Source organism: Haloferax sp. AB510, from assembly GCF_024136985.1.
Taxonomy (GTDB): Archaea; Halobacteriota; Halobacteria; order Halobacteriales; family Haloferacaceae; genus Haloferax.
In genome coordinates, this window is the sequence record NZ_JAMYJY010000002.1 from 19541 (window position 1) to 43746 (window position 24206).

Below are 24206 nucleotides of genomic sequence, written 5' to 3' on the forward strand. Positions count from 1 at the left end.
ATGAACACGAAACAGCTACTCGCGGTCGTGATGTGCACCGCCATGCTCGTCAGCACGGTCGCCGTCGGCGCTGCCGGTGCCGCGACTGCGAAGACCGTCTCGGTCGACGCCGTCGGCTCGCTCGACGAGCGCTCCGCGGACTCGACGGCGACGCTCACCGCGTACAACGTCGAAGACGCGGACGGGATCGGCTCGTACGAACTGAACATCAGCTACGACGACAGCGTGGTCGACGTCTCGGTCGCCGGGAACTCCCGGTTCAACGTTGAGACGACCGACCACGGCAACGGAAAGCTCACCGTCGTCGGGTACACGGGAGAGACCTCCGGCTCGACCGGAAACATCTCGCTCGCGGACCTGACGGTGAACGCGCAGTCCGTCGGGAGCGACACCTCCGCGTCCATCGACGTCACCGTCGAATCGATTACGGACACGAGAGGGAACCTCCTGTCGCACAGCGGTGACACGACGACCGTTGACGTGAACAACATCGACGGCAGTACGCCAACGCCGTCCACGCCGACCACCGATGTCCCGTCGAGCGGCGGTGGCGGTGGCGGCGGCGGATCCGTTCCGAACAGCGGGACGTACGACAGCGTCCGGCTCTTCTACGGTTCACAGGTCAGCGCGTCGCTTCCGGACGGCGCGACGGTGACGAACGTCGACGTGGCGTTCGGGAGCCAGGGAACCGGTGAGGTCATCGTCCGCGAACGGTCGAGCCTCCCGGGAACCGTCGGTCAACCGGCGAATCCCGCAGTCGGGTTCGTCCAGATCGACGTCCCGAGCTCACTCAAAGATTCACCGTCGACGGTGACGATGACTGTTCGGCAGAGTCGACTGGACGACCTGGGCATCACCGCACAGGACCTCCAAGTCGAACGCTACAACGACGAGACCGGTGAATGGGAAGTGCTCGACACGCGCGTCGTGAGTCAGGGCGACGGGCAGGTCGTGCTCGAAGCTGACACGCCCGGCTTCTCGTACTTCGCCGTGACCTCGAAGCAGGCCGTGACGACGACAACCACGGCCGACGACGGCGAAACGACGACCGCTGACGACGGCGAAACAACGACCGGAACGTCCGGCTTCGACGACGAGACGACGACCGGAGAGCCGACGACGACTGACTCGGTCATCCCCGGCTTCGGCGTCACCGCCGCGCTGATTGCGCTCGTCGCAATCGCGCTCATCGCGGTGCGACGCGACTAACTCGCGTCACTCGTCACCGCTGTCGGAGTTCTTTTTTGTAATCGGCTACGCAGACGACGAGCTTCGAGTTAGACAGTCGTACGCGGCGTCGGCCACGCCACGAGTGACCGTTCAGTCCGCCGCCGTGGCACGCCACGTGAGTTTGCCGCCGCGCTGTGGAACGCACACTCGGTGGAGAGGCTGCCGTAGCGCGGTGTGATCCGCTGACATCAGAGAGCTGTCGCCTCGTCTGGACGCCCGATCAGTCATCGAGCCGTGGCTGGGGCAGTTCGGACGACGTGGCGTGAGACGACACAAGAGAGACACGGCCTATCGGGTGCCGAACGAGCGATGCGGAGCAGGAAGACGAGAACGGAGAAACGCGTCGGCCGCTCAGGAGCGGCGACGGAGCAGACCGATGCCGACGAGACCGACCACACCGATCAGCGCGATGCCGAACGGCCCCCAGAGGGGAGCCGCCGTTTCGGTCGTGGTCGGCGTCGTCGACTGCATCGTCGAAGTCTCGGTGGGCGTCGTCGTCTCCGTTCCGTTCGAGTCAGTGGCCGCGGTCTCCGTCGTCGTCGAAGGCGACTGTTCGTCTTCGCTCGCGTCGTCCCCGTCGTCCGTGGGCGTCGGCGAGTCAGTCGTCGTCGCCGTCGCGTTCTCTCCCGCGGCCGCCGTGGTCGTCGTCGATGCGGTGGATTCGGTCGTCTCCGTGGTCGTCGTCTCGTCGGAGTCGCCTGTCGAGTCCGAGTCTTCGAGCGACCCCGCTTCGACGACGCTCACGGACTGCGTGCCGCTCACCGCGACGAGTTCGGGTTCACCGAACACTTCCTCGTCGGTCTGGGCGGCCGAATAGAGGCGGTAGTCGCCCGTCGAGAGCGACGCGACGTCGACGGTCGCCGTGTAGTTCAGCCCCGTCTGTTGGGTCGCAGTCGTACGGACAGACGTCGATTCGTTCCCGAGAACGACCTCGACGCCGGCCGGCGGCGATTCGACGTCGGAACTGGCGTCCGAGAGGTTCACTTCCACGAGGAGTTCGTCGTCCGCCTCGACGCGGTCCGCCGCGGTCTGTTCGACGTCGAACCCGTTGATGACGAACGGTTCGACCGCGTAGACGGTGTCAGTCCCGTTCATGAGCGCGACTGCGTACGTGCCGGGACTGTAGCCGTCGAGCGAGAATGTCTCGGAGGCGGAGCCGCCGCCAATGACAGATTGGCTGGCATAGGACCGCTGTTGACTGTCGACGACACGGATGGAGTACGAGGGGCCGGACGGTCCATCGGCCGAAACGGAGACCGTTCCATCCTCGGACGCGCTGCCGATGGCTTCGATGGTCTGGTCTCCCCACTGAGTCGAAATCGTTCGGTCCGGGATGTCGAGGTCGCCGTCGATGTCGACGTCGTAGTCGGCGCTCTGTGCCGCCGTCAACGGGGCGACCGCCGAACACACCAACACGAGCGCCAAGAGGAGGGCACGGGACGAGTGCATGTGCCAGCCTCTACAGTCGTCTGGGGTAAGTGCATTGTCATGGCGAGTCGAACAGTCAGCGGTGGAGCAACCGCCCGACGTCGAACCGAACGAAGGGCGTCGCCGCGATGACGGCGCTACAGACCGCGAGACAGACCGCGCCGAGAGCGGACGCGGCGACCAGCCCCGGGGTGAACGGGACGGCGAGTCGAATCCCGAAGACCACGAGCACGTCCGCCTGTTCGAGCAGCCACAAGAGCGCCGCCGCAAACCCGAACGAGAGCGCCGCCGCGGGAATCGCGAGGCGGACGGCGTCGGCCGCGAGCAGGGCGAGAATCCGCCGTCTACTCGCGCCGGTCGCGCGGTAGATGCCGATGACGCGACGGTTCGCGTGGACCGCCTGCGCGAACGTCGCGGTCGTGCCGCCGATGGTGCTCAACCCGGCGAGCGAGACGAGCACGACGAACAGCAACTGCACGTTGCCGAAGACGTTCTCGATGGCCCGGCCGATGCCGGTGCCCTCGGTGTACTCGCCGCGGCTGCTGAGCGTCGCCGCGACGCGTTCGTCGCCGGTGACGCGGTAGGTCGCCGTCGAGATGACCGACCCGTCGACGACCAGTCGGAGGTCGTAGGTGCCCGGCGGCGGGTCGTCACCGAGTCCGACCTCGGACGCCGCCAGTTCGATTTCCGAGACGTTCCCGCCGGTCAGTTCGACGGTCTGGGTCTGCGTGCCGCCCGGCGAGACGAGGGTGAGGTTGCGGACGAGGAACCGACCCCACGGGTTGGCGACGCGTGCGGTCACCGTCGGATTCGTGAGTCGCGACCCGGTCGACGGCGAGACCGTCAGCCGCCCGCCGAGTCGCTGCGGCGCGTCGCGTTCCACGGTGAGCGTGTGTTCCTCCGCGACGTAGCCGTCTTTCGAGAGCCGCAGCGTGTACGTGCCCGGCTCGTCGGGAACCCGCATCGGGACGCCGCCCCGGGCGTCCGTCGTCGCACTCCGGCCGTCGAGCGTGACGGTCACGCCGGAGACCACGGACTCGTTCGGCGTCGTCGCCGGTACGACGAGCGTGGAGCCCGGCGGCGCGCGGGTCGGGTACTCGGACGGAAGCTGGAGGGTGTTCGGCCGGTACACCGTTACCGAGCGAGTGACGCCGTCGGTGGCGAGTTCGTACGTCCCAGCGGTCCGAAAGCTCGTCTCGAACGACAGCCGTGTCGATTCGTCGCTCCCGAGCGTCACGTCTCGTTCGAGCGTTCGGTTCCCCACGCGGACCGCGACCGTCTCTGTCGCCGCGGCGAACCCGAGGTTCCGAACCGTCGCGCTGAATCGATACGTCGCGTTCGTCTGGACCTCGGACGGGCCGGAGAGGCTCGTCACGAGCAGTCCCGACGAGCGGTTCTGCAGGGACGCGAGCCTCGAAGACGCGTTTTTCGTCCGAATCAAGTGCACCGTTCCGGGACCTGTCGCCAGCGGCTGCGTCGTTTCGAGCGGAACGACGAGCTGGTCGTTCGTCACGCCGCTTCCGGTGAACGTCCCGACGATTGTGACGCGTCTGACCCCGGGCGTGACGCTCCCGCCGAGCGTCACCGTCTCGCCGACTTCGAGCCCGAGCGTCCGCGCGAGGTCGGTTCCGACGACGGCTTCGTCGGCACGCTGCGGGGCCGTGCCCGCGACTAACGACGCGTCGGTGACCGAGCTGAACGCGGTGTAGTTCGCCCCGCGGACGAGGTACGGCGTCCGGCCTCGGGTCTGGGCGTAGATAACCTCCGGGCTGGCCGTGATACCGTACGACCGGAGGACGGTCGCGTAGTTCTCGTCGATGCGGCTGTTGAGGGGGTGTGCGGCACCGCTCTCGACGACCGTCCCGCTCGACGTGGTTGCGAGGGGGGCGAGCGCGCCGCCGATAGAGCCCGTCAAGAGGATGATGAGCATGAAGACGGCGAGCGTCGCCGCCGTGGGGGTAAACGCCCGCCAATCGACGAGTGTCGGCGAGGCGGCCGCTTGGAAGCGGCGAATCGGCTGTGGCCATCGGCCGGCGGCCCGGTGCGGTTGGTCGAAGCTCGGGTCACCGCGGACGACCGGAAGCGCCGCGAGAACCCCGGCGAAGAGGCCCATCACGAGGAGGAACCCGGCGATGGTGAGGAGCGAAACCGCGATGTCGGCGGTCACGGTCGTCTGAAGCGACACCGGGAGGCCCGCGTACGTCGCGGCGTTGACGGCGCCGTTGGTCACGACCACGCCGAGCGCGTAGCCCAACGCGACGCCGACGAACGTGAGCGACAGCACGCGGCCGAGGAGAATCGCGAGGATACGCCACGGCGACGCCCCGGTCGCGCGAGCGACGCCGATGAGACGGGTTCGGTCCCGAATCGACATCTTCGTCACGTTGTACACGACGACGAGAATCAGGAGTCCACCGGCGAACGCGGCGACCGACAGCGTCCGGACGACCTGCGTGATGCCGCCCGCCAGAAACGGGAGCGCCGCGATGAGCGGGACGCTCGTCGCCGACGCCGGGCGTCCGGACTCGCCGGTGTCGAACACGAGCGCGCCGCTCGTTCCCAGCCGCTGGACGGTGTCGGTGCCCGCGACGTACCACGAGTCGGGAAACAGCGTCTCGTCGATGCGATGCGGCGAGACAGTCGTCGAAACCGCGTTGTCAGGGCCGACGATCTCGACCTGCTGTACCGTCGATACCGGCCCCGAGACGCCGTCTGTCGGTGGCCTCGGCAGTTCCGCCGCTTGCCACGCGACCGACGCGCCCGAAATCGTCTGCGGCGCGTCGGGGGGTATCCCGACGACGCGGCGAGTCTCGCCGTTGGGGAGCGTGACGGTGGTGACCGCGATGACTACCTCACCGTCGTCGGCGGCGGCGACCGCGTCGTCGTACGACTGCTCGTACGACACCGTCGCCGAACTCGACAGGTCGGAACTGAGCGTTCCGGTGTAGGTGGCCGCGGTGAGCAACAGCAACGCGGAGCCGAGGAGGAACGCCGTCGTGACGGCGACGACCGCGATGCTCAGCCACTCGCGGCGCGACCACCTCGAGAGGAGCGCTGTCGCATAGCGCATGTTATCCGAGGCGACTCATTGACGGATGCGCTCGTCCGGTTTCCGGCGGAGCGAGCCGTCTATCAGCACATGCGTCTCTTCGAACTGGTCGGACAGCGTGGGGTCGTGGCTGATGACGACGAGCGCGGTGTCCGTCTGGTCCTTCACACGGAACAGGAGGTCGAGAACGCGCTCTGCGGTTTCGGGGTCAAGTTGCCCCGTCGGCTCGTCGGCGAAGACGACGTCCGGCCGGTTCGCGAGGGCGCGGGCGATGGCGACGCGCTGTTTCTCTCCGCCGCTGAGCGTCGCCGGATACTGGTCTTTGAGGTCTAAAATGTCGAGGGCGTCGAACAGCGTGTCCAGCCACGCCTCGTCTCGGCTCCGGGTGTGGTCCTGCGGGAGCGCGGCGTTGTCCCACGCGGTCAGATCCGGGATGAGCTGGAAGTCCTGAAAGACGAATCCGATTGCGTCCCGCCGGAGGACGGCGCGCTTCCGCTCGGGGAGCGCGCTCGTGTCGTCGCCGTGGACGTACAGCGAGCCGCTGGTCGGAGTGCTAAGCAGTCCGAGGACGTTGAACAGCGTCGTCTTCCCGGCACCGCTCGGGCCTTGAATGAGGAGGGACGTGTCAGGCTCGACGGTGATGGAGACGTCCGCGAGAATGGTGGAGTCACCGCGTTCGACGGTGAGCGAATCGCCGCGCAGTACGGGGCCCGTCATCGATATGCTCCCTTCATGCTTCACCTATGTATAGTGTACGGCTACTCGGTCAGACCGTCCGGTTCGTCGCGGCCGCGCACGCCGCGTTCCCGACCGGCCGGGACACCGAGACGGGGTCGTTCCCGGTGTTGGCGTAGACGACGTTCCGCGTCGCGGTCCAGTTGGCGTACACGGACGGCGAGATGGTCTCCGGCGCGTTCGGGAAGAGGTGCGCACCGGTCGTCGTCCACGACCGCTGCGAGATGACCAGACAGTCCGGGCTCGGGCCGCCGGAGAGCCAGTTCGCGACGGCGCTGTAGCCGACCTGCGCGTTGAAGTAATGCGTCCCGACCCGCGTCAGCGAGTGGTCGCTCAGCCACGGCGAGTCGGTGTGCGTGGACGCGAACTGGACGCCTTCGAACTCGGACTCGTAGGTCGTAGAGGGGACGGTCGCGGTGTCCATCGTGAGGTACGCGAGCGGTGCGGTCGCGAGCGTCGACACGAGCACGACCGCGACGAGCGCGAGACGGAGCGCGCGTCCCGAGGTCGAACGCGAGACGCCCTGCAGGAGGCGAACGAGGACGAGTCCGACGAGCATCGCCGCCGGGACGTGCAGGAACGTCTGTGCGCGCATGACCGTATCGTAGTACTCGGGGGTGAGCGACGCGGTGAGGCCGAACCCGATGATGGTGACCGGTGCGAGGAACATCGCCGTCGGTATCGCGCCGCCGCGGTACGACTCGAACAGGTCGAGCCCGAAGGCGGCGGTCACCGCGAACACGCCGAGAATCGCGACGAGCCCCAAGATGAGCGGCGGCGTCTGGGTCGTGCCCGGGAATATCGGCGAGACGGCGTTGAGCCCGACGATGCCGAAAAACGACCCGACGACGGCGAGATACGAGACCTGTTTGACCCGGCGACCGGTCCGTTGCACCCACACGATACCGATGGCGAGGAGGATGAGCCACGCGAGAAAGAGCCCGGGATAGGCCATGACCCGGTTCACGTACGGGACGCTGAGCGTCGTCGACGACTCGGCGAAGCGGTAGTACGCGAACATGTACGCCCAGAAGGCGACCGCGAGCGCGCCCGGCCCGAGCACCGACCGGAGCGAGAGCCGCACGGAGACGTGGCGCACGACGAGCGCGGTCACGACGAGCGCGGCGATGAACGTCGAAAACGTGTGCGTCATCGGGAACACGGCGAGGAGAAGCCCGACGACGAGCCACCAGCGGAGGCGTTGACTGCGGAGCGCGAGATGCAGACAGAACGCGAGCGTAATCACGAGGAGGATGCCGAGAATCTCCTCGTCGGGAACGGAGGTGCGACGGAGGAACAGCCCCTGGACGGCGAGCAGCGTCGCCGTCACCGCGCCGACCGCGGTGGCGGTTCCGTCGCGTGACCCGCTGTCGAGGAGGACGCGCCGCGCGACGACCCCGCCGACGAAGCAGATGAGTCCGCCGATGGCCGTCGCGAGCGGCTGAATCGCTCGGAGGGGAACGGCGTCGGTGACGAGCGACACGACGCTCAGGTAGGTGCTGAAAACGAGATTATCCGCCCGCTGCGTGAGGGGGAGCGCACCCGTCTCCGTGGTCGTCTTCGCGAGCCACGCGTAGTCGAATCCGTCGAGCGTCGATGGATAGCCGCTCCAATAAAGCGGGAGGGCGCGGAGGGCGAACGCGAGGGCGACGCCCGCGATGAGAATCGCGAATCCGCGGCGACGTCCGTTACTCATTGGTGATACTTCCCTCTCCCTCGGGCGTCGGTATATGTCTATCCACTAAGAGTGCGCCGGGGTCCCGAAGCAACAGATAGCCCGTCGCGAGACAGGCGCTCGCGACCGCGAGGCCGAGGCCCGCGAGAACCATCCCGGCGACGACGCCGGGCGAGAACACCGGCGTGAGCGCGACGCCGAACACGCGGAGTTCGCCGAGCGACAGGAGCGCCGTCACGGCCGCGGTGGCGATGGCGAACGCGGCGACCGACGCGAGGAGTCCGATTTTGAGCGTGTCGAAGAGGACGAGCCGGAGGATGTCGGTCCGGCGCGCCCCGGTCGCGCGGTACACGCCGATGGTCTTCCGAACGCCGTAGGTGCTCCGCGTGAACGCCGCGGTCGTGCTCCCGACGGTCATGAGGCTCACGAGCGCGACGACCGCGGCGAGGAGCACTTCGAGGTTTCCGAAGACGAGCTGAATCGCCTGCGCGATGCCGCCGCCGCTGGTGTAGCGACCGCTCCCCGCGAGCGCGGTCGCCAACCGCTCGTCGCCGCGGACGCGATAGGTGAGCGTGGCCGGTTCGCTCGCGCCGACCTGCGACGAGACGGTGTACTCTCCGGCCGGCCGCTGCGGGAGGGTCACAGCGACGCGACTGCTCCCGCCGGGTGCGAGCGAGACGGCGCGTTCGACGTCCGTCCCCGGTCCGCGGACGGCCACCGTCGCGTTCAGTTGCCGCGTCCACGGGTTGGCGAGCCGCGTCGTCACCGTCGGCGACGTGAACAGCGTCGGCGTCTGCGGCGAGAGCGAAAGCGTCTGGACCGGCTGTCGAGTCGCGTCTGCGGAGACGGTGACCGTCGTGTTACGCTGTTGCGAGCCGGCGCGAGCCGAGACGACGTACGTCCCCGTCTCGTTGAACCGGATTCGGGTCGTCCCGTCGGCGTCCGTCGTTCGGCTCCGCTCGCCGACGGAGACCGTGGCGTTCGCGACCGGTTCGCCCCCCCGCGAGACGCTGATTCGCGGCGCACCGCCGACGGGTATTGACGTCGGGACAGTCACGCTGAGCGGGTCGACGACGCGGCCTCGCTCGTCGACCGTCACCGACTTGGTCACGTCGGCCACCGAGAGGGAGACAGTGCCTGCCCCCGGCGGCTCGAACGCGACGAAGGTCGTCGTCGACCGGCGACTGGGCACCGACAGCGGAGTCTCCGCCGTCGCGTCCCCGAGCGTGACCGAGACGGGCCGCGAGGCGTCGCTCAGGCCGAGGTTCGTCGCCTCAACGGCGACGCCGAAGCTCCCGTCGCGACGAGTGACCGTCGCGTCGGTGACCACGATTGTCGAAGCGCTCGCGTCGTCGCTCGCGAGCCCGCGGGTTCTGATGAACTGAACCCCGTTTCGGCCCGTCGTCGTGAGGTGACGCGCCGTATCGAGTGAGACGAGAAGTTGGTCGTCCTGCACTCCTGTTCCGGCGAACCGGCCGACGATTTCGACGCGCGTGATGCCGGGCGTCGTACTCCCGCCGAGAACCAGCGTCTCGCCGACCGCGAGGCCGGTCGCCTCCGAGAGGCTCGCGCCGACGAGCGCCTCGTTGTCTGCCTCGGGCGCTCGGCCCTCGGTCAGCCGCGTGTGGCTGAACGACTCGTACGCGGAGTAGTTCACCCCCCGCGCGACGAACGGCGTACTGCGATGCACCTCGAAGAGGAGAATCTCCGGACTGACCGCGACGCCCTGACTGCGGAGCGCGGACGCGTACGATTCCGGGACGTTACTGGCGATGGGGTGCGGTGCGTCCGGTTCCGTAATCGTCTGCTGGCCGACGCCCGACAGCGGACCGACCGCGCCGATGACGGCCGACAGCAACAGCACGACGCCCATGAACACGCTCAGCGTCGCCACGGTGGGGACGGCCGCTTCCCATCCGAGTAACCGCGTCTCGAAGAGCCGTCTGAACGGCGACCGGGACCCCTCGGCGGTTGGCTGTCCCGGTGATGTCAGCTGGTCGAGCGGCTTCGTCGCTTCGGGGTACGACGCGGTCAGGCCGGCGACGACGCCCGCGACGAGGAGCACCGCCGACGCCAGTCCGAGCAGGCCGACGACCGTCGGCGTGAGTGCGAGCGCGAGCGAGGTCGGGAGGCCGGCGTAAATCGCCGCGTTCAGGACCGCACGAACGAGGATGACGCCGATGCTGTATCCGAGTGCCAGTCCGACAGTCGCCAGCACGACCGCACGGAGCGTGTAGACGCCGACGATTTGCCGCGGCGTCGCCCCGGTCGAGCGGAGCACGGCGATGTCCGGCCGCCGCTCTTTGACCGTGAGTCGGATGACGCTGTAGGTCGTCACGCCGACGAGGATGCCGCTCGCCAGCGTCGCGAGTTGGAGCAACCGAACCAGTTGGCCGGTTCCGAGGACGAAAAACTGCAGTGCCGACAACAGCGGCGTCGCTGGTCCGCCGTCCGCCCGTTCGATACGGACGACGTCGGTCGCCTCGAGCCCCGAGAGCGTCTCGGTGCGACTGAGATACCAGCCGTCTTGGAGCACCCGGTGACCCGAGCGGTCCGTGAGCGTGACCGTCGTTTCCGTCTCGTCGGTCGTCAGCGAGACGGTCTCGCCGGCCGACGGTCCGCCGACGACGGCGAGCGTCCCGGGGTCCGGGCGGGGAAAGCTAATCGTCTGTCCCCGAACGGAAAGCTCCGGGGCGTCCGCCGGGATGCCGACCACCGTCGCAGGCGCCCCGTCGACGGTCGCACGGACGAAGACGAGTCGGACTCCGGACTCGTCAGCGCCCGCGGCGCTCGCCGGAGACTCCACGTGCTCGACGTGATAGCTGGACCCGAACTCGTCGGAGATAGTCGTCGTCTGCTGTCCGAGCGAGACGCCGAGGACCGCGGCGCCGACGAGAAACGAGACGGTGAGGGCGATGACGAGCACGGCGAGTGTATCGCGCGTCTCCCAACCGAACGAAAGTGCTCGACGGTAGCCCATCAGTGTTCTCTATCGCGAGTCTCACGAGCGCTCACATTAAGTGTATGTGGTTCCGTTGACCTTCACCGAAAGACGGCACATCAGCGGGGACTCGGTGATTCGAGCGACCCCTGGTGCAGTCAAAAAATCGGGTTCGCGTCGATGCCCCAACTCCCGACCGCCCACTCGGGGAGCGAGCGAGTCGAACGCGAGTTAGTGAGCCCGGAGACGCGCCGCACCGACGAGCGCGACCAGCGAGACGAGCGCCGGCAGCACGCCGAACCCGGGCGCTTGGCTCTCCGTCTCCGTCGGCGTCTCAGTCGTCACCGGGTCGGAAGTCGTCGTGGTCGGCTCGGCGACCGTCACCGTCGCCGATTCGCCGCCGACAGAGAGGTTGTACGTCCCCGCCTGCTGGAACGCCGGGAGGAACACGACCGTCGATTCGTTACCGGGTTCGAGGTCGGAGACGGTCTTCATCGTTCGAACGGACCCGTCGACCGTGAGATTGACCGTGGCGTTCGTCGTCACGTCGCCGTCGTTCAACACGGTCGCCGCGACTTCGACGTCCTCGCCGGTTTCGACGCTCGTCGTCGCGAGCGAGAGGTTCGTGATCGTCGTGGACACCGTGTCGCCGCTCCCGCCGTCGCCGGAGCCACCGCCACTGTCGCTATCGTCCCCGCCGTCGCCGTCACCGCCGCCGCCCGACGACGAGGTCGTCACTTCAAGTCGTGCGGACCGTTCCTCACCGACCGTATAGTCGTTGCCGTCCTCGTCGCCGAGGGCGTTGACGTGGGGCGTGACCGTGGTTTCGGCCGTGCTCGTCGTGTTCCCCGCGACCGTGACGGTGGCGACGACGACCGAACCGGTCTGGTTCGTGTCGAGTCCGTAGCCAGTGAGCGTTGCGGAGCTGTTGTCACTCGCGTACGTCGTCGTGACCTCCGCCGCGTTGTGGCTGAACGTGACCTGCGTGATATCCGCGGTCTCGTTGGCGAGCGAGAACGTGATGTTGGCCGCGCCGACGCCGCCGGAGGCGTTCGTCACGACTACGTCAAACGTCGTCGTCTCCCCGTTCGCAACGGTCTGGTCAGTCGGGTCGAGTGCGACGTCCGTCGACCCGGCCGCGGCACCGATTCCCGGCGCGACCGCGAGCGCGAGGACCGAAAACACCACCAGACAGTGGCGCGCGTTCGGTGTCATTCGGCATCCCCCACGGGGTCGGACGCCATCCGGACGACTCGCGTTGAACTGGGCGTGTGCGAAGAACTCATAGTTGGTGTCGGTTTTGATTCGTCGACCCATCACGAGTCATGCACGGCGTTGGGTGAGCGAAACCGCATCACTAGTGGCGGTCGGCAGCAGCCCCTCACAGTTCGTACTGCCGCGAATCGCCGCACGAGCGCGTGATTACTACGACGTGTATGCTACGACAAGAAGCAGCAAGCATTCTAATTGTTACGGTCAGTCGGAGAGTTACCGCCGGCTCGCCGATTCGCACTCGTGGACGGCGAGACTCGCCGCGGCGATGAGTCAGACGTATGCGGCGAGGCCGGCACCGACTTTGTCGACAACGTCGAACAACGCCTCCGGAAGCGGTTCGTCGTCCGGGAGTCCGACGGTTTTTACGAGGTCCGAATCGACCGTCTCGAGCGCGGGCGAACGAGACGTTTCCCAGCCGGTGACGACGAGCGGTTGGCTATCGTCTACGTTCCGCGTGACGCGCGCGGCGACTCCTCCACGATAGGACGGCGGCGCGTGGAGGCAGACGACGACCGTCGGGTCCTTCGATGAGACGAGTCGGCGAAGGGGCGCGGTCTCGGTCACGTATCGGACTTCGACGTCGCCTTGCGGATGCCAGGCTCGCTCTGGGGGCGGTCCGTAGACGAGAACTCGCGGTAGCGACTCCATGGCCCTTGAGAACACACTTCGTTGAGCAGACATATAAGTATTAGTTCCACTGACAATTCAGAGAGCGTGAACGGCTGAAACGAACCTCGGAGAGAGCGACGGCGCGCGAGACGACGGGCTAGTCCTGCTTTCGCTCTCGCTCTCTCGTAATCATCGACTCGCGGATGTCCTGTAACCGCTCTGTACCGCGGAGTTCGGACATGTTCACGCCGAGCGCGTCAGCGTCCTCGTCGGTGGCGACACCGCTCGTGAGGATGCTCCGGACGCCCTCCTCGACGGTCATGTCGATGTCGTACACATCGTCGGCGGGGATGTAGGTGAGCAGGCCGCCGGTGACCGGGTTGGGCGCGAGCGGAAGGAACATCGAGACCATCTCCTTGTGGCCGGTCGACTGTTCGATGGTCGCGGGGGAGCCACCCGTCTGGAAGCCCAGTACGTACACGTCGTCGTCGAAACACTGGACGAGTTTCACGTCCTGAAACTCGTCGGCCCCCTCGTCGAGGACCACGTCGCCCATGCGGCGGAAGCTCTTGTACACCGTGCCGACGCCGGGAATCGACGAGATGACGAGGTCGAACACGCCGATGATTTTCTCGCCGTACTGGTTGCGGCCGACGGTCCCCACGACCGCGACGATGGCGAAGAGGACGAGCAGGGCGACCAGTTCGGTGAAGAAGTCGACGACGAACGAGTAGATACCGAGGTCGATGAGGAGGCTGATGAATTCGACGCTCTCGAAGCGGCTGATGATTCCTGCCCAGCGCAGGAGTTCGATGAACGGTTCGAGGGCGTTTCTGACGAAGTCGATGCCGACGCGCAGGACGTACAGCGTGATGACGATGGGGATCATGATCGCCACGCCCGTCAGCAGGGTGTTGTACGCCCGTTCGTACAGCGATTGACCGGTCTCTTTGGCGCTCACGGCGAGCGTGCCCGGCGAGCGCGGAGGGTCTGCGGAGGACACGGCCGGTGATTCATGTGGGTCGTGAAAATAGTGTCGGCAGTCGAACCGTCTAGATTTTCGAGACGTACTGCGGCGGGGCCGCTTGCAGGCGTCCGGTGACGAACGAGTCAGTCGAGAGCGGAGAAAACGGGGACCGAAGCGGGCCGGATGGATTCGCGGGAGCCGTGAGCGACGACGGAAGCCGAGACGGTGGCCCGTGCCGTCCCGAAGGCGGGATCAGGAGACGACTTCGAACCGACCGACTGAGAGGTCGACCGCGAGCTGCTCGCGCGGGTAGACGAACTCCTCGTCGTCGTACATCGTCCGGACGGTCTCGTCTTCGATTTCCACCACCGTCTGTTCCGTACACAGCGTCGAATGCCGGATGGTCGAACCCTCCGTGATTACGTGCGGGGCGACCTCGAGTGTTTGCGCCATCGTTTCATTAACAGGCGGCATCGGGTATAATCCTTTCGCAATTCTCAGCGATTGTCATCCAAATGTAGCTATATAGTGGTATTGTCGAGTAGATTGTACACTTTCTGTTGTGGTCGCCTTCACACCCATAGGAGTCACTCTGACGGACCCGGACGTCGAGCAAAGACAGCAGTCGGAGGCATCGGACGCGCTCCTCTCGGGAACGTCACCACTCTCGGTCAGTACTCGCGCAATTCGATTCGATGCGATGCGGCCCGCGAGTCGGCGGTTCGCCTCGGCGCGTCAGTCGCGCTCGAACGGGTCGCGCTCGGGGAGTTCGTCGTCGAGGACGGCCGCCGCGGCGTCGACGAACGGACCGTGCGCCGACAGCGTCTCGCGGAGCGCCTCGTAGTAGGCGACGGTGTCGCCCGCGAGGAAGTGCGAATCAACCCGCCAGAGCGTCCGTCCGGTGCCGACCTCGCCGGCCGGGATGTCGTCGTGTTCGTCGCGCGCCTCGTCTAACGCCGTGACGAGTCGCTCGCGAAGCGCCGCGTACGGCGAGTCGCCCGAGAAGTCGGCGTCGCCGTGGATACCGTCTTCGAGGTGGAGTTCGAGTCGGAACTGCCCGCGCTGGAGGGCGCGCGGCGTCGGGTAGTGTTCGAAGTGGAGGTCGTAGCCGCGGTCGCGGCCGCGCTCCCACGCCGTAGGGGTGACGCGGCCCCACGGCTTCCCCGAGTCGAGGGCGTGCCACGTGTGGGGACCCTCCGGGGGCGAGGCGCGGAGGTAGTCGGCCCACTCGTACTGGAGGACCTCCCGAGCGAGCTTCGCTACGGCGTCACGGGTCGCATCGACCTGTAGCTCGTAGTCCAAATAGAAGCTCGTTTCATCCGCGGAGTCCGGGCCGTTCATACCTCCTTGCTAGACGCCCACACGGATAAAGATTCGACACAGGCTCCGGAGGGCCCGTGTTCGCTCAGTCCTCGCGCCGCGCCCGGCGTCCGAACCCGAACAGGAGCGCCGCGATGGCGGTGACCGCGGGAGCGACGCCGAAGCCGGGGACGCCGGTCCCCGTGGTCCGGCGCTCGGTCGTCTCGGTCGCGGTCGCGGACTGCGTGTCTGTCGTGCTGGCGGTCGTCGAACCGCTATCGGCCGTCGTCGGACTCGCGGGCGACGCGGTTGACGTTGGCGACTCCGCCGCCGACTCGGTTGTCGCGGGCTGGTCGGTCGCATCGCCCGACTCGTCGTCCGAGTCACCGGTGTCGTCGTCGGTGTCCCCGTCACCGCCACCGCTGGAACCCCCGCCGCCGGCCGATTCCGAGACCGAGAGGTCGAGTCCCGACGTGTCGGTGACGGTGTAGGCGTTGCCGTCCTCGTCGCCGAGGGCGGTCACGGATACGTCGAGCGCGCCGCCACCGGTGGCGTCGGCGGTTTCGACGGTGACGGTCGCGATGGCCACCGAACCGGTGTCGTCGGTGTCGAGGCCGACGACGCGAACCGAGGCGACCGTGTGCTCGGTGTCGTACGACACGTCCCGCAGTCGCGGGTCGGTGCCGTCAGGGGTGGCGACCTCGGCGATGCGACCAACCGACGGGTCGTCGAGTTCGACCGTCAGGTTGTACGCGCCGACGCCGGCGTCGACGCTGTCGACGACGATGTCGAACGTCCGCGTCGAGTCGGGTTCGACGGTCGCCGCGTCGGTGTCGAAGCCGACGGTCGTGTCGGTCGCGGCGAGGCGCGGGCGGCGCGACGGCGCTCAGACAGACGAGCGCCGCGAGCACCGCGAGCGCGGCTCGGTCGGTCGTCGCCGCGCTACGCATCCGTCGAGGCGAACAGCCGCTGCACGTCGCCCACGTCGACGCGACCATCGTCGTTGAGGTCGAACGCGGGGCTGCTCGACTGGACCGGCTCGGCGTCGCGGTTCACGAACAGCGCCTGCGCGTCTACGACGTCCACGCTGCCGTCGCCGTTCACGTCCTCGAAGGTGCCGTCGCCGTCGTGGTCGGCCATCGCGCGGCCGTTGCCGGTGAGGTCGCCGGGTTCGACACTGACGGGTCGGTTGTCGATGTTCGACACCGCGTAGGCCGTGCCGTCGGGGTCGTAGGTCGCCGTCGGGGTCAGTTCGAGCGCCGTCGAACCGCCGAGCGCGACGCCCTCGACCGTCACGGTCGCCAGAACCTGCGAGTCGTTCGCGTCGGCGGCGTCGATGCCGGCGGCCTCGATGTGGACCGTCCTCCCGTCGTCGCTGACGTTGACCGCCGAGAAGCCGGGCTCGTCGGGGAACTGGACGCCTGTGATGCGGGCCACGCTCGAATCGCCGACCGTGAGCGTCAGTTCGTACGCGCCGACGCCGCTGGCGGCGTCACTCGCGGTGATGTCGAACGTCCGGGTGTCGCCGAGGGGGACGGGCTGGCCGTCCGAGCCGACCCCGAGCGCGACGCCGTCGGCCGGTTCAGGCGTCGGGTCGGGCGTCGTCGCCTCGCCGTCGAGGTCGGCGTTTAGCACGGCCGAACCGAAGTTCTCGTACTGGCTCGAATACGCGCTGTCGGTGTAGTCGACGTAGAGGTCGACGCCCGAGCCCGGCGCGGTCACCGACGACTCGAAGGCGTCGAGGTCGCTCGTCGGCACCGAGACGGTGACGGTGCCGCTCGCGTCGTCGTAGGCGACGTTCGTCGTCTCGACGTAGCCGCCGTTGCGGTCGGCGAAGGCGGCGGTCCCACTCACGCCGGTCACGCGCGAGGGTGCGTCGATAGTGACCGTCGTCTGGCTGTCGCCGCTCGTCACGTCGACCGCGTCGGCGTCGACCGCCGTGTCGACCCGGCGCATCCGGTCGTCGGACTCGGTGTCGACTTCGGCGGCCGCGATGGTCGAGCGGTTCTGCAGGGAGCCGATGACGCCATCGGCCATCGTCGTCTCGTTCAGGACTGCGACGCGTGGCTTGTCTGCGAGCGGGTAGCCGCTGCCGCCGTCGGCGATGTAGGAATTGGTCGCCAGTGTGTACGTCGCCGAGTCGTTGACGGGTTCGCCGTTTACCGTCAGGTCGCGAATCGTCGCGTCGCCCTCGCCGGGCGACGAGCTATCGCTGTGGGGCACCCACTCGAAGGTGACGCCGCTGACCTGCTGTTGGGTCTGGGTGCCGTACTGGTTGTCCATCTCCAGCGGTGTGATTTGGCTCTTGACGACCTCGCGGAGCTCCGCGCCGGTCACCTCGACCACGACGATGTGGTTGCCGAACGAGAGCGTCGAGGTGACCATCCCGCGGGTGATGTTGAACTCCTCGCCCGCGCCGTACTCGCTTGGGTAGAGCGTGTCGCGGATGCCGCCGGCGTTCGTCACGGCCACGTCGGCACCGGTGTAGCCGCGGACGCCGTCGGTGACGAGGTGACCTGTCGCGGAGTCGTCGGTGTAGCTGGAGCCGACGCCCGTGTGCTCGGGCATGACCGCCGTCGCGAGTTCCGTGTTGAGATAGTCCTCGCGGAGCGGGTTGATGTACGTCTGCCACGAGTCGTTTCGCGGGATGTCGGTCGTCACGTCGACGAGTTCGCCGGAGGCGTCGGTGACGCTCCCGTTATCGACGGTCAGTTCCATCCGCATGATGGCGTTGGCCTTCCCGGTGGTCTCGCCGATGAGGACACCGTTGGTGGTCTGCGGCGGGTAGCGCTGTTGGTCGTCGCCGGAGACGAGCGCGTCGATGCCGTCGACGTTCCGCGCGAGGTCCTTCGAGTCTGGAATGCCGACCGGGGCCAGCGCGACGACCACGTCCACGTCCTCCTCGTTTCGGAGCGTGTCGACGGTCCGCTGGGCGGCGGTCGTCGGGTCGACGACGGTGTAGCCGTTGCGCTCGATGACGCCGTCGGTCTTGGCGTTGATGGCCTCGTCGGTCAGGCCGAAGAAGCCGACTGTCACGCCGCCGCGCTCGACGACGGTGTAGTTCTGCGTCCCGGGGAGGTTCTCACCCGTCTCCTCGTCGACGACGTTGGCGAGGAGCCACGGGTAGGTCGACTCGTTGGCTATGGCCTCGAAGACGGCGAAGTCGTTCGTGCCCGCGTCCTCGTCGTAGTCGAGTTCGTGGTTCTGGACGACTTCGGCGTCGGGGTCGATGAGGTTCATCGCCGTCACCGGCGGCTCATAGCCGTGCGCTAAGCCGTCGTAGTTGCGGAGGGCGTGCGGGCTGAGTTCGTCGCCGCCGCCGGCCACGAAGACGGGGCCGGAGGCGTTGGCGCGCTCGCGGTTGATGAGCGTGATCATCCGGCCAAGCTTGTCGTCGCCGGAGCCGGCGGCCGCCTTGCCGATGTCGTTGAAGCCGACGAGCGAGATGGTCGTCGCGTTCGCGCCGGCGGTGTCGTTGCCGGCGTCGCCGTCGTCACCGCCCGCGGGGGCGGTCAGGTTCGTCACCGATGTGGGCTGAACCTTGTACTCCTCGAAGCTGTAGAACACCGGTCCCTCGATGGCGTCGGCGGTGCTGCCGACCTCCGAGGGCGTGGTGTCGTCGCCCGTCGTCACGTCGTCGATGGCGACCGGCCCGGAGCCGTCGGTGACGGCCCACTCGCCGTACTGGCCGGGCGTCGCCGTGACTTCCACGTCGCGCACGCTGACGAGCACGCTCTCGTAGGCCTCTCGGGAGACGTTTTCCGTCGCGAGGGCGGTCGCCTCGGGAACCGACCCGCTTCCGGTCGTCGACAACGAGGCGCTGTCGTTCGTCAGGTCGAGTTGGGTCAGCCCGTAGTACTCGGTGACGGGCGCATCGACGCGCACCTCGTCGCCAGGGGTCGCATCTGACGACCCGCCCGCGTAGACGTAGACCGCGCTGTGGCGTACGTCTGCCGCGGAGGCGTTCTGCAGGAAGAAGCCGTCGGCGTTCGTCGCGGTCACCGTCCCGGTGACGTTGACGAACTGTCCCGCGTAGGCCGAGGCGTCGCCGTCGGACGTGTTCGATTGAAGTTCGGTGATGGTCACGGCCGCCGGCGCGGACGCGTTCATCGCCGACTGGACGTTCGAATCGAGTGCGCTCGCGTCCTCCCCCGCCGCGACGCCCGCCGCACCGGCGGGGAACGTCGCGGTCGTGAGTACTAACACCAGTAGCACCGTTACAGTACGACTGAGAGTTGTCTGTGGTGGTGTGTGCGGAGGCACATCAGTCCGCACCGAGGCGGGTGTGATAACCGCTGGTAAGTGTGTTATATAGGTGACAGAACTGCGATAGAGAGGTTCGTATGCCGTGGTTCGGTTCGGCTCCGCCTCGGTGGACACAACCCGACGTCATCGCGCGGCGACCCCAGTGCGAGTCGCTGGGCACTCACGGAGTGTTGGTGGTACGTACTTCCGGTAGCTCCGATAGGTATATTTAAATCCACTGGCCGATTGTGTACCGGTTGAGAACGGTTTCCACCTTCTCGATTCGGTGGTCGTTCCATCGCAAAATCGTTCTCCATTCCCCTTCAGTAAGGATATACTACCAGTAGCTTCGAGTGGTACCTACTATCCAAATCTATATCACTCTCGACTAACACAACGAGTACGAGGGCGAGAAAGTCACCACCTGTGACTGGTTACTTGATTCTCGTTCTCGTTCCATCCTCCCCCTATCTGGGGGGCCCCACCACCGCTTGACAACTCGGCGACACGACAACACGAACGAGGTAGCGCCGGCGCTCGTCCGCAAGTTCACTCAGTCCCTTCGACGAGCGCGGCATGTACTCGCGTTCGAACGTCGTCGGCGCTCGCCGCCGACGCGTCGCGCCGCGCCATCCGTCCGGTGACGAGATCGAGAAGGTCGAGCGCAGTCAGCACCTCGCGAACGTCGGCGCGGTCGAGGCCGAGACGGCGCTCGACTTCGTACAGCGTCTTCGCGCCCGTGACGGCCGCACACACGTCTTCGGTCGAGCAGTCGAGCGAGGACACCGACGCGGGAAGCGGCGGGAGGGCGGTCACGGTCGACGCGCCCTCGGTCGTCGGCGGCTTGTCGGTCTCGTCGTCTGGCTCCGTATCCGTGGCCGGATCCGTTTCAGACTGCGGCTCCGACTCCGACCCCGGCTTCGACACCGACTTCGACTCGTCGTTCGTGTCGGCCTCGTCGTTACCTGGCGTGTCACGTTCCGCCGCCGTGTTGCCGGCCTCTTCACCACCCGACCCGGGAGACAGTGCCGTCTCGCTCGCGCGGTCCCCGTCGGAGCTGCTCGGGTCGGGGTGCTGTGGCTCGTCGCCCGACTCGCTCGCGTCAGTCGTCGACGCCGGTTCGGTCGACGGACCGTACGACTCCGGTTCGTGAATCCCATGTTGAATCATCTGGTTGCGGACGGTCTGGGGAGTCACGTCGACGCCGAGCGCGTCGGTCATCTCCTTGAACGTCTCGCAAGCCTCGTACGCCTCGCGAAGCCGAACGGGGTCGTGATGCGCCGGCACCGAGTCGGCGTCTGCCTTGGCGTCCGCGTCTGGCTCCGTGTCCGTGCTGGTGTCCGGGGCCATGTCCGTATCCGTATCCGGACTCGTCTCTGTATCCGCCTCAACGGAGCCGTCCGTCGATGCCGGTGTAGACTGGTCGTCCTCCGACAGCTCGTCTCTTCCCGTCGAGATCGCAAACTCCATCGTCGGTGGCGACACGACCGATGCGACAGGGGCGCTGCCCCCCGAGCCACGCGCCCCGGAGCCGTCGGCTCGGGCGACCGGCGCGTCCGCCGGCTCGGGATCGCCGTCAGTGGCGCCGTGCTCAGCCGGTGCCGATTCCTTTCCGGCATCTTCGGTCGCTGGGGGAGCGAGCGCCACGTCGAGGTCGAGTCGAAGCCGGCCGTCGGTCATCGACGCCGCCGGCGACGACACGGAGAGTCGGTCCGGGTCGACCGTGCACTCCGACGCGAGATCGTACTCGACGGTGACCGAAGCCACGACCTCTCCGTCGGTCGAGTCACCTTCGCTCGTCAGCTCAAGCCCGCGAACCGTTCCCGTCGTCTCCGAAAACTGTTCGAGAACCGCCGTGAGTTCTCGGACGTTTCTCACCACTTCCATATGAGAGTGTCAACTTCGTCACATGGCATATAATTTATTGCCGCCGACGTTATCTAGTAATATATATTCTATACATACCTCAGTTGTCTTGCTCCCGACGCTGAGCGACCGGAACGGTCCCCGGCGCACGGTCGCTGAGTGCAACTGTCGCCGTAGCTGTTTTTATCACTTTGTGGCAACATCACAGACGCATGGACGTGTCTCCGCTCCACGATGTCGCTCCGTTTAGCACCGAGCGGCGTGCGATGCGAATTCTGTTGGTCGACGATAACGAGTCCATGGTGGAGCTGTCCGCGACCTTTCTCGCACGCGAACTCGACGACGTCGAGACGGAGACGTACACCGACCCGGTGTCGGCGCTCGACGAACTCACTGACGGCGCGTACGACTGCGTCGTGAGCGACTACGACATGCCGGTGATGGATGGGCTCGAACTCCTCACGGCGGCGCGCGAACGGGGCATCGAGATTCCCTTCGTCCTCTTTACCGGGAAGGGAAGCGAAGAGATCGCGAGTCGCGCGATCTCCGCCGGCGTCGACGAGTACCTCCAGAAGGGCGGTCCCGAGGAGTATCCCGTGTTGGCGAACAAGGTCTCGAACCTCGTCAAGAAACACCGGGCCGAGCGATACATGCGACGCGGCTTTCTCGCAATCGAATCCGCCGAGGAGGGTATCGGTATCATCGACGGCGACGGCGTCTACCAGTACATGAACGAGGCGTACGCCGCACTCTACGACCGCGACCGGACCGAACTCATCGGCGAGCATTGGGACATCCTCTACCCGGACCAGGAGGCGCAGCGCTTCTACGACGAAATCCTCCCGCAACTCGAAGCCGAGGGGTCGTGGCGGGGCTTTTCGACCGGCGTCACCAAAGACGGCGAAGCGATTCCCGAGCGCCTCGTGTTGACGCAGATGGACGACGGCGGACACGTCTGTATCGTCCAGGAACTCACCGAGGTCGACGCGCTCCGGGCGGAGGTCGAACTGAAAGACCGCGTGCTCGACACCATCGGTGTCGGCATCGTCGTCATCGACCCTTCGCAGGCCGACAACCCCATCGTCTACTGCAACGAGGCGTTCGAGGCACTCACGGGCTACGACGCCGAGTCGGTGACGGGTCGCAACTGTCGGTTCCTCCAAGGTCCCGAGACGGACCCCGAAACGGTTGCCGAGATTCAGGCGGCCGTCGACGCCGGCGAGCCGATTTCGACCGAGATTCGCAGCTACGACGCCGACGGCGAGCCCTTCTGGAACCGCCTCGACATCCGCCCGATTCGGGACGACGACGGCGCACTTGAGTTCCTCGTCGGCTTCCACCGTGCAGCCGACCGCGACGGCGACGCGGACAACGCGGACTCGCCCTGACGCGAACGTCGCCGCAGTCGCCGACGATTTACGGAGAGTCAAGGAGAAAGCCCCACCCTTTAGGGCGGGGATGAATCCGGCATAATCCTCCACAAACCACCGTTCAAACACTCGGATGGATATTCCACGCTGCGTAATCCATACCTTCAAGTAATATTCTCGACATAGGTTACGTATGGCGAAACAGGTTGTCACCCGCACCTACACTGCTTCCATCAGGAACCAGCAACAGGTGTCCGACGACCTTGATTCGCTCGGGTTCTCAGCCTCGAAACTCTGGAACGTCGGACGGTGGGTTTGCGACCGAGTGTGGACAGAAATAGGACACATTCCCGGCCACAACGAACTCACCACCTACCTCAAGTCGCACGAACGCTACGATGACCTCCATTCTCAGTCAAGTCAGCGAGTCCTTCAAGAACTCGCTGAAGCGTTCACCGGCTGGTACGGCAAACGACGCAACGGAGACACGAAAGCGAACCCACCGAAGTACCGCAAACACGGCGACGAACACCCGCGAAGCACGGTCACGTTCAAAGCCGCTGGCTTCAAACTCGACACCAAGTACGAACGAGTCCGACTCTCGAAAGGGTCGAATCTCAAAGAGTATTGGTCGGACTTCATCCTCTGCGAGTACCAGACGCGACCCGACGTTGGCCTCTCCACCGTCGAGAGCGTCCAACAAGTTCGGGCCGTCTGGACAGGTGACGAGTGGGAGCTACACTTCGTGTGCAAGGTCGAAATAGAGGTTGCTGAAGCCCCCGGTGAGAAGACCGTAGGTGTTGACCTCGGCATCAACAACTTCGCCACACTCGCCTACGAAGGCAGTCACAGCGAACTGTATCCACTCAACTGTCTGAAGCAGGACGACTACTACTTCAGTAAACGGATCGCTCGGTGTGACGATTCAGACTCCGACCAAGCGACACGGTTGAATCAGAAGAAGTCGGCTCGCCGCACCCACTACTTCCACACTCTCTCCAAACACATCGTCCAGCGATGTGTGGACGAAGAAGTTGGAACGATTGTGGTGGGCAACCTTTCTGGCATCCGAGAAGATGAGGGGAACGGTGAGTCGAAGAACTGGGGTAAGCACGGCAACCTTGACCTGCACTCGTGGGCGTTTGACCGCTTCATCAACCTCGTTGAATACAAGGCCAAGATGGAGGGCATCACGTTCGAACGAGTGTCTGAGCGAGATACGTCGAAGTCGTGTTCGTGCTGTGGTCGTAACCGTAACTCGAACCGTGTTGAGCGTGGGTTGTACGTGTGTGATGACTGCGGTGTGGTGGCGAATGCAGATGTGAACGGTGCTGAGAACATTCGACAGAAAGTATCTCCGAGTCCTTCCGAGGATAGGAGTAACGGCTGGTTGGCACAGCCTTCGACGTTCTTGTTTGACAAGGAAACTGGTGCGTTCGCACCTCAAGAACAGGTCACGTCGTAAACCACAATATCCCAACGACGGTGGGGAATCCTCGCGCTTCAGCGCGGGGAGG

Annotated in this window: 16 protein-coding genes; 3 read left to right on the top strand and 13 right to left on the bottom strand. The window is 66.2% G+C overall.

Annotated elements, in window-relative coordinates; genetic code table 11:
- Complete coding sequence (locus NKF06_RS00500; protein ID WP_253244164.1) at positions 1 to 1209, top strand: PGF-pre-PGF domain-containing protein; 1209 nt, start codon at positions 1 to 3, stop codon at positions 1207 to 1209.
- A 372-nt stretch (positions 1210 to 1581) separates the two neighbouring features.
- On the opposite strand, the gene NKF06_RS00505 is transcribed toward NKF06_RS00500, so the two are convergent.
- From NKF06_RS00505 to NKF06_RS00565, 13 genes are all read right to left on the bottom strand, one after another.
- Positions 1582 to 2679, bottom strand: a complete 1098-nt coding sequence (locus NKF06_RS00505) for a hypothetical protein (protein WP_253244165.1) — start codon at positions 2677 to 2679, stop codon at positions 1582 to 1584.
- 55 nt (positions 2680 to 2734) lie between these two features.
- Positions 2735 to 5728 carry an FtsX-like permease family protein gene (locus NKF06_RS00510; RefSeq protein WP_253244166.1) on the bottom strand — a complete coding sequence of 998 codons (2994 nt, stop codon included), beginning with the start codon at positions 5726 to 5728 and terminating at the stop codon, positions 2735 to 2737.
- A gap of 15 nt (positions 5729 to 5743) precedes the next feature.
- Positions 5744 to 6424 carry an ABC transporter ATP-binding protein gene (locus tag NKF06_RS00515; protein WP_042666319.1) on the bottom strand — a complete coding sequence of 227 codons (681 nt, stop codon included), beginning with the start codon at positions 6422 to 6424 and terminating at the stop codon, positions 5744 to 5746.
- Between the two features lie 49 nt (positions 6425 to 6473).
- Positions 6474 to 8138 carry a hypothetical protein gene (locus tag NKF06_RS00520; protein ID WP_253244167.1) on the bottom strand — a complete coding sequence of 555 codons (1665 nt, stop codon included), beginning with the start codon at positions 8136 to 8138 and terminating at the stop codon, positions 6474 to 6476.
- Positions 8131 to 11097: an FtsX-like permease family protein gene (locus tag NKF06_RS00525; RefSeq protein ID WP_253244168.1), complete on the bottom strand. Its 2967-nt coding sequence runs from the start codon at positions 11095 to 11097 to the stop codon at positions 8131 to 8133. The genes NKF06_RS00520 and NKF06_RS00525 overlap by 8 nt, the downstream gene beginning before the upstream one ends.
- Before the next feature lie 192 nt (positions 11098 to 11289).
- Positions 11290 to 12273 carry a CARDB domain-containing protein gene (locus NKF06_RS00530; protein ID WP_058826108.1) on the bottom strand — a complete coding sequence of 328 codons (984 nt, stop codon included), beginning with the start codon at positions 12271 to 12273 and terminating at the stop codon, positions 11290 to 11292.
- 330 nt (positions 12274 to 12603) lie between these two features.
- Positions 12604 to 12897: a hypothetical protein gene (locus tag NKF06_RS00535; protein WP_058826125.1), complete on the bottom strand. Its 294-nt coding sequence runs from the start codon at positions 12895 to 12897 to the stop codon at positions 12604 to 12606.
- Positions 12898 to 13099: 202 nt separating this feature from the next.
- The gene (locus NKF06_RS00540) at positions 13100 to 13903 is read right to left on the bottom strand and encodes a DUF502 domain-containing protein (protein ID WP_253244220.1); all 804 of its coding nucleotides are present in this window, start codon (positions 13901 to 13903) and stop codon (positions 13100 to 13102) included.
- Between the two features lie 258 nt (positions 13904 to 14161).
- The gene (locus NKF06_RS00545; RefSeq protein ID WP_004975735.1) at positions 14162 to 14362 is read right to left on the bottom strand and encodes a hypothetical protein; all 201 of its coding nucleotides are present in this window, start codon (positions 14360 to 14362) and stop codon (positions 14162 to 14164) included.
- 282 nt (positions 14363 to 14644) lie between these two features.
- Complete coding sequence (locus tag NKF06_RS00550; RefSeq protein ID WP_253244169.1) at positions 14645 to 15250, bottom strand: acetyltransferase; 606 nt, start codon at positions 15248 to 15250, stop codon at positions 14645 to 14647.
- A gap of 64 nt (positions 15251 to 15314) precedes the next feature.
- Positions 15315 to 15869, bottom strand: coding sequence for a hypothetical protein (locus NKF06_RS00555; protein ID WP_253244170.1), 555 nt, complete (start codon positions 15867 to 15869; stop codon positions 15315 to 15317).
- Between the two features lie 281 nt (positions 15870 to 16150).
- Positions 16151 to 19414: a 5'-nucleotidase C-terminal domain-containing protein gene (locus NKF06_RS00560; RefSeq protein ID WP_253244171.1), complete on the bottom strand. Its 3264-nt coding sequence runs from the start codon at positions 19412 to 19414 to the stop codon at positions 16151 to 16153.
- 588 nt (positions 19415 to 20002) lie between these two features.
- Entirely contained in the window at positions 20003 to 21340 is a 1338-nt protein-coding gene (locus NKF06_RS00565; protein ID WP_253244172.1) for a hypothetical protein, read from the bottom strand.
- 191 nt (positions 21341 to 21531) lie between these two features.
- On the opposite strand from NKF06_RS00565, the gene NKF06_RS00570 reads away from it, so the two are divergent.
- Positions 21532 to 22707, top strand: coding sequence for a PAS domain-containing protein (locus NKF06_RS00570; protein WP_253244173.1), 1176 nt, complete (start codon positions 21532 to 21534; stop codon positions 22705 to 22707).
- Between the two features lie 175 nt (positions 22708 to 22882).
- On the top strand, positions 22883 to 24154 hold the full coding sequence (locus NKF06_RS00575) for a transposase (protein ID WP_253244174.1): 1272 nt from the start codon (positions 22883 to 22885) through the stop codon (positions 24152 to 24154).
- Positions 24155 to 24206: the final 52 nt, after the last annotated feature.

Coding starts and splice junctions, on each gene's coding strand:
- NKF06_RS00500 (WP_253244164.1), top strand. CDS start 1: ATGAACACGAAACAGCTACTCGCGGTCGTGATGTGCACCGCCATGCTC.
- NKF06_RS00570 (WP_253244173.1), top strand. CDS start 21,532: ATGGACGTGTCTCCGCTCCACGATGTCGCTCCGTTTAGCACCGAGCGG.
- NKF06_RS00505 (WP_253244165.1), bottom strand. CDS start 2,679: ATGCACTCGTCCCGTGCCCTCCTCTTGGCGCTCGTGTTGGTGTGTTCG.
- NKF06_RS00530 (WP_058826108.1), bottom strand. CDS start 12,273: ATGACACCGAACGCGCGCCACTGTCTGGTGGTGTTTTCGGTCCTCGCG.
- NKF06_RS00575 (WP_253244174.1), top strand. CDS start 22,883: ATGGCGAAACAGGTTGTCACCCGCACCTACACTGCTTCCATCAGGAAC.
- NKF06_RS00545 (WP_004975735.1), bottom strand. CDS start 14,362: ATGGCGCAAACACTCGAGGTCGCCCCGCACGTAATCACGGAGGGTTCG.
- NKF06_RS00550 (WP_253244169.1), bottom strand. CDS start 15,250: ATGAACGGCCCGGACTCCGCGGATGAAACGAGCTTCTATTTGGACTAC.
- NKF06_RS00520 (WP_253244167.1), bottom strand. CDS start 8,138: ATGAGTAACGGACGTCGCCGCGGATTCGCGATTCTCATCGCGGGCGTC.
- NKF06_RS00515 (WP_042666319.1), bottom strand. CDS start 6,424: ATGACGGGCCCCGTACTGCGCGGCGATTCGCTCACCGTCGAACGCGGT.
- NKF06_RS00510 (WP_253244166.1), bottom strand. CDS start 5,728: ATGCGCTATGCGACAGCGCTCCTCTCGAGGTGGTCGCGCCGCGAGTGG.
- NKF06_RS00565 (WP_253244172.1), bottom strand. CDS start 21,340: ATGGAAGTGGTGAGAAACGTCCGAGAACTCACGGCGGTTCTCGAACAG.
- NKF06_RS00525 (WP_253244168.1), bottom strand. CDS start 11,097: ATGGGCTACCGTCGAGCACTTTCGTTCGGTTGGGAGACGCGCGATACA.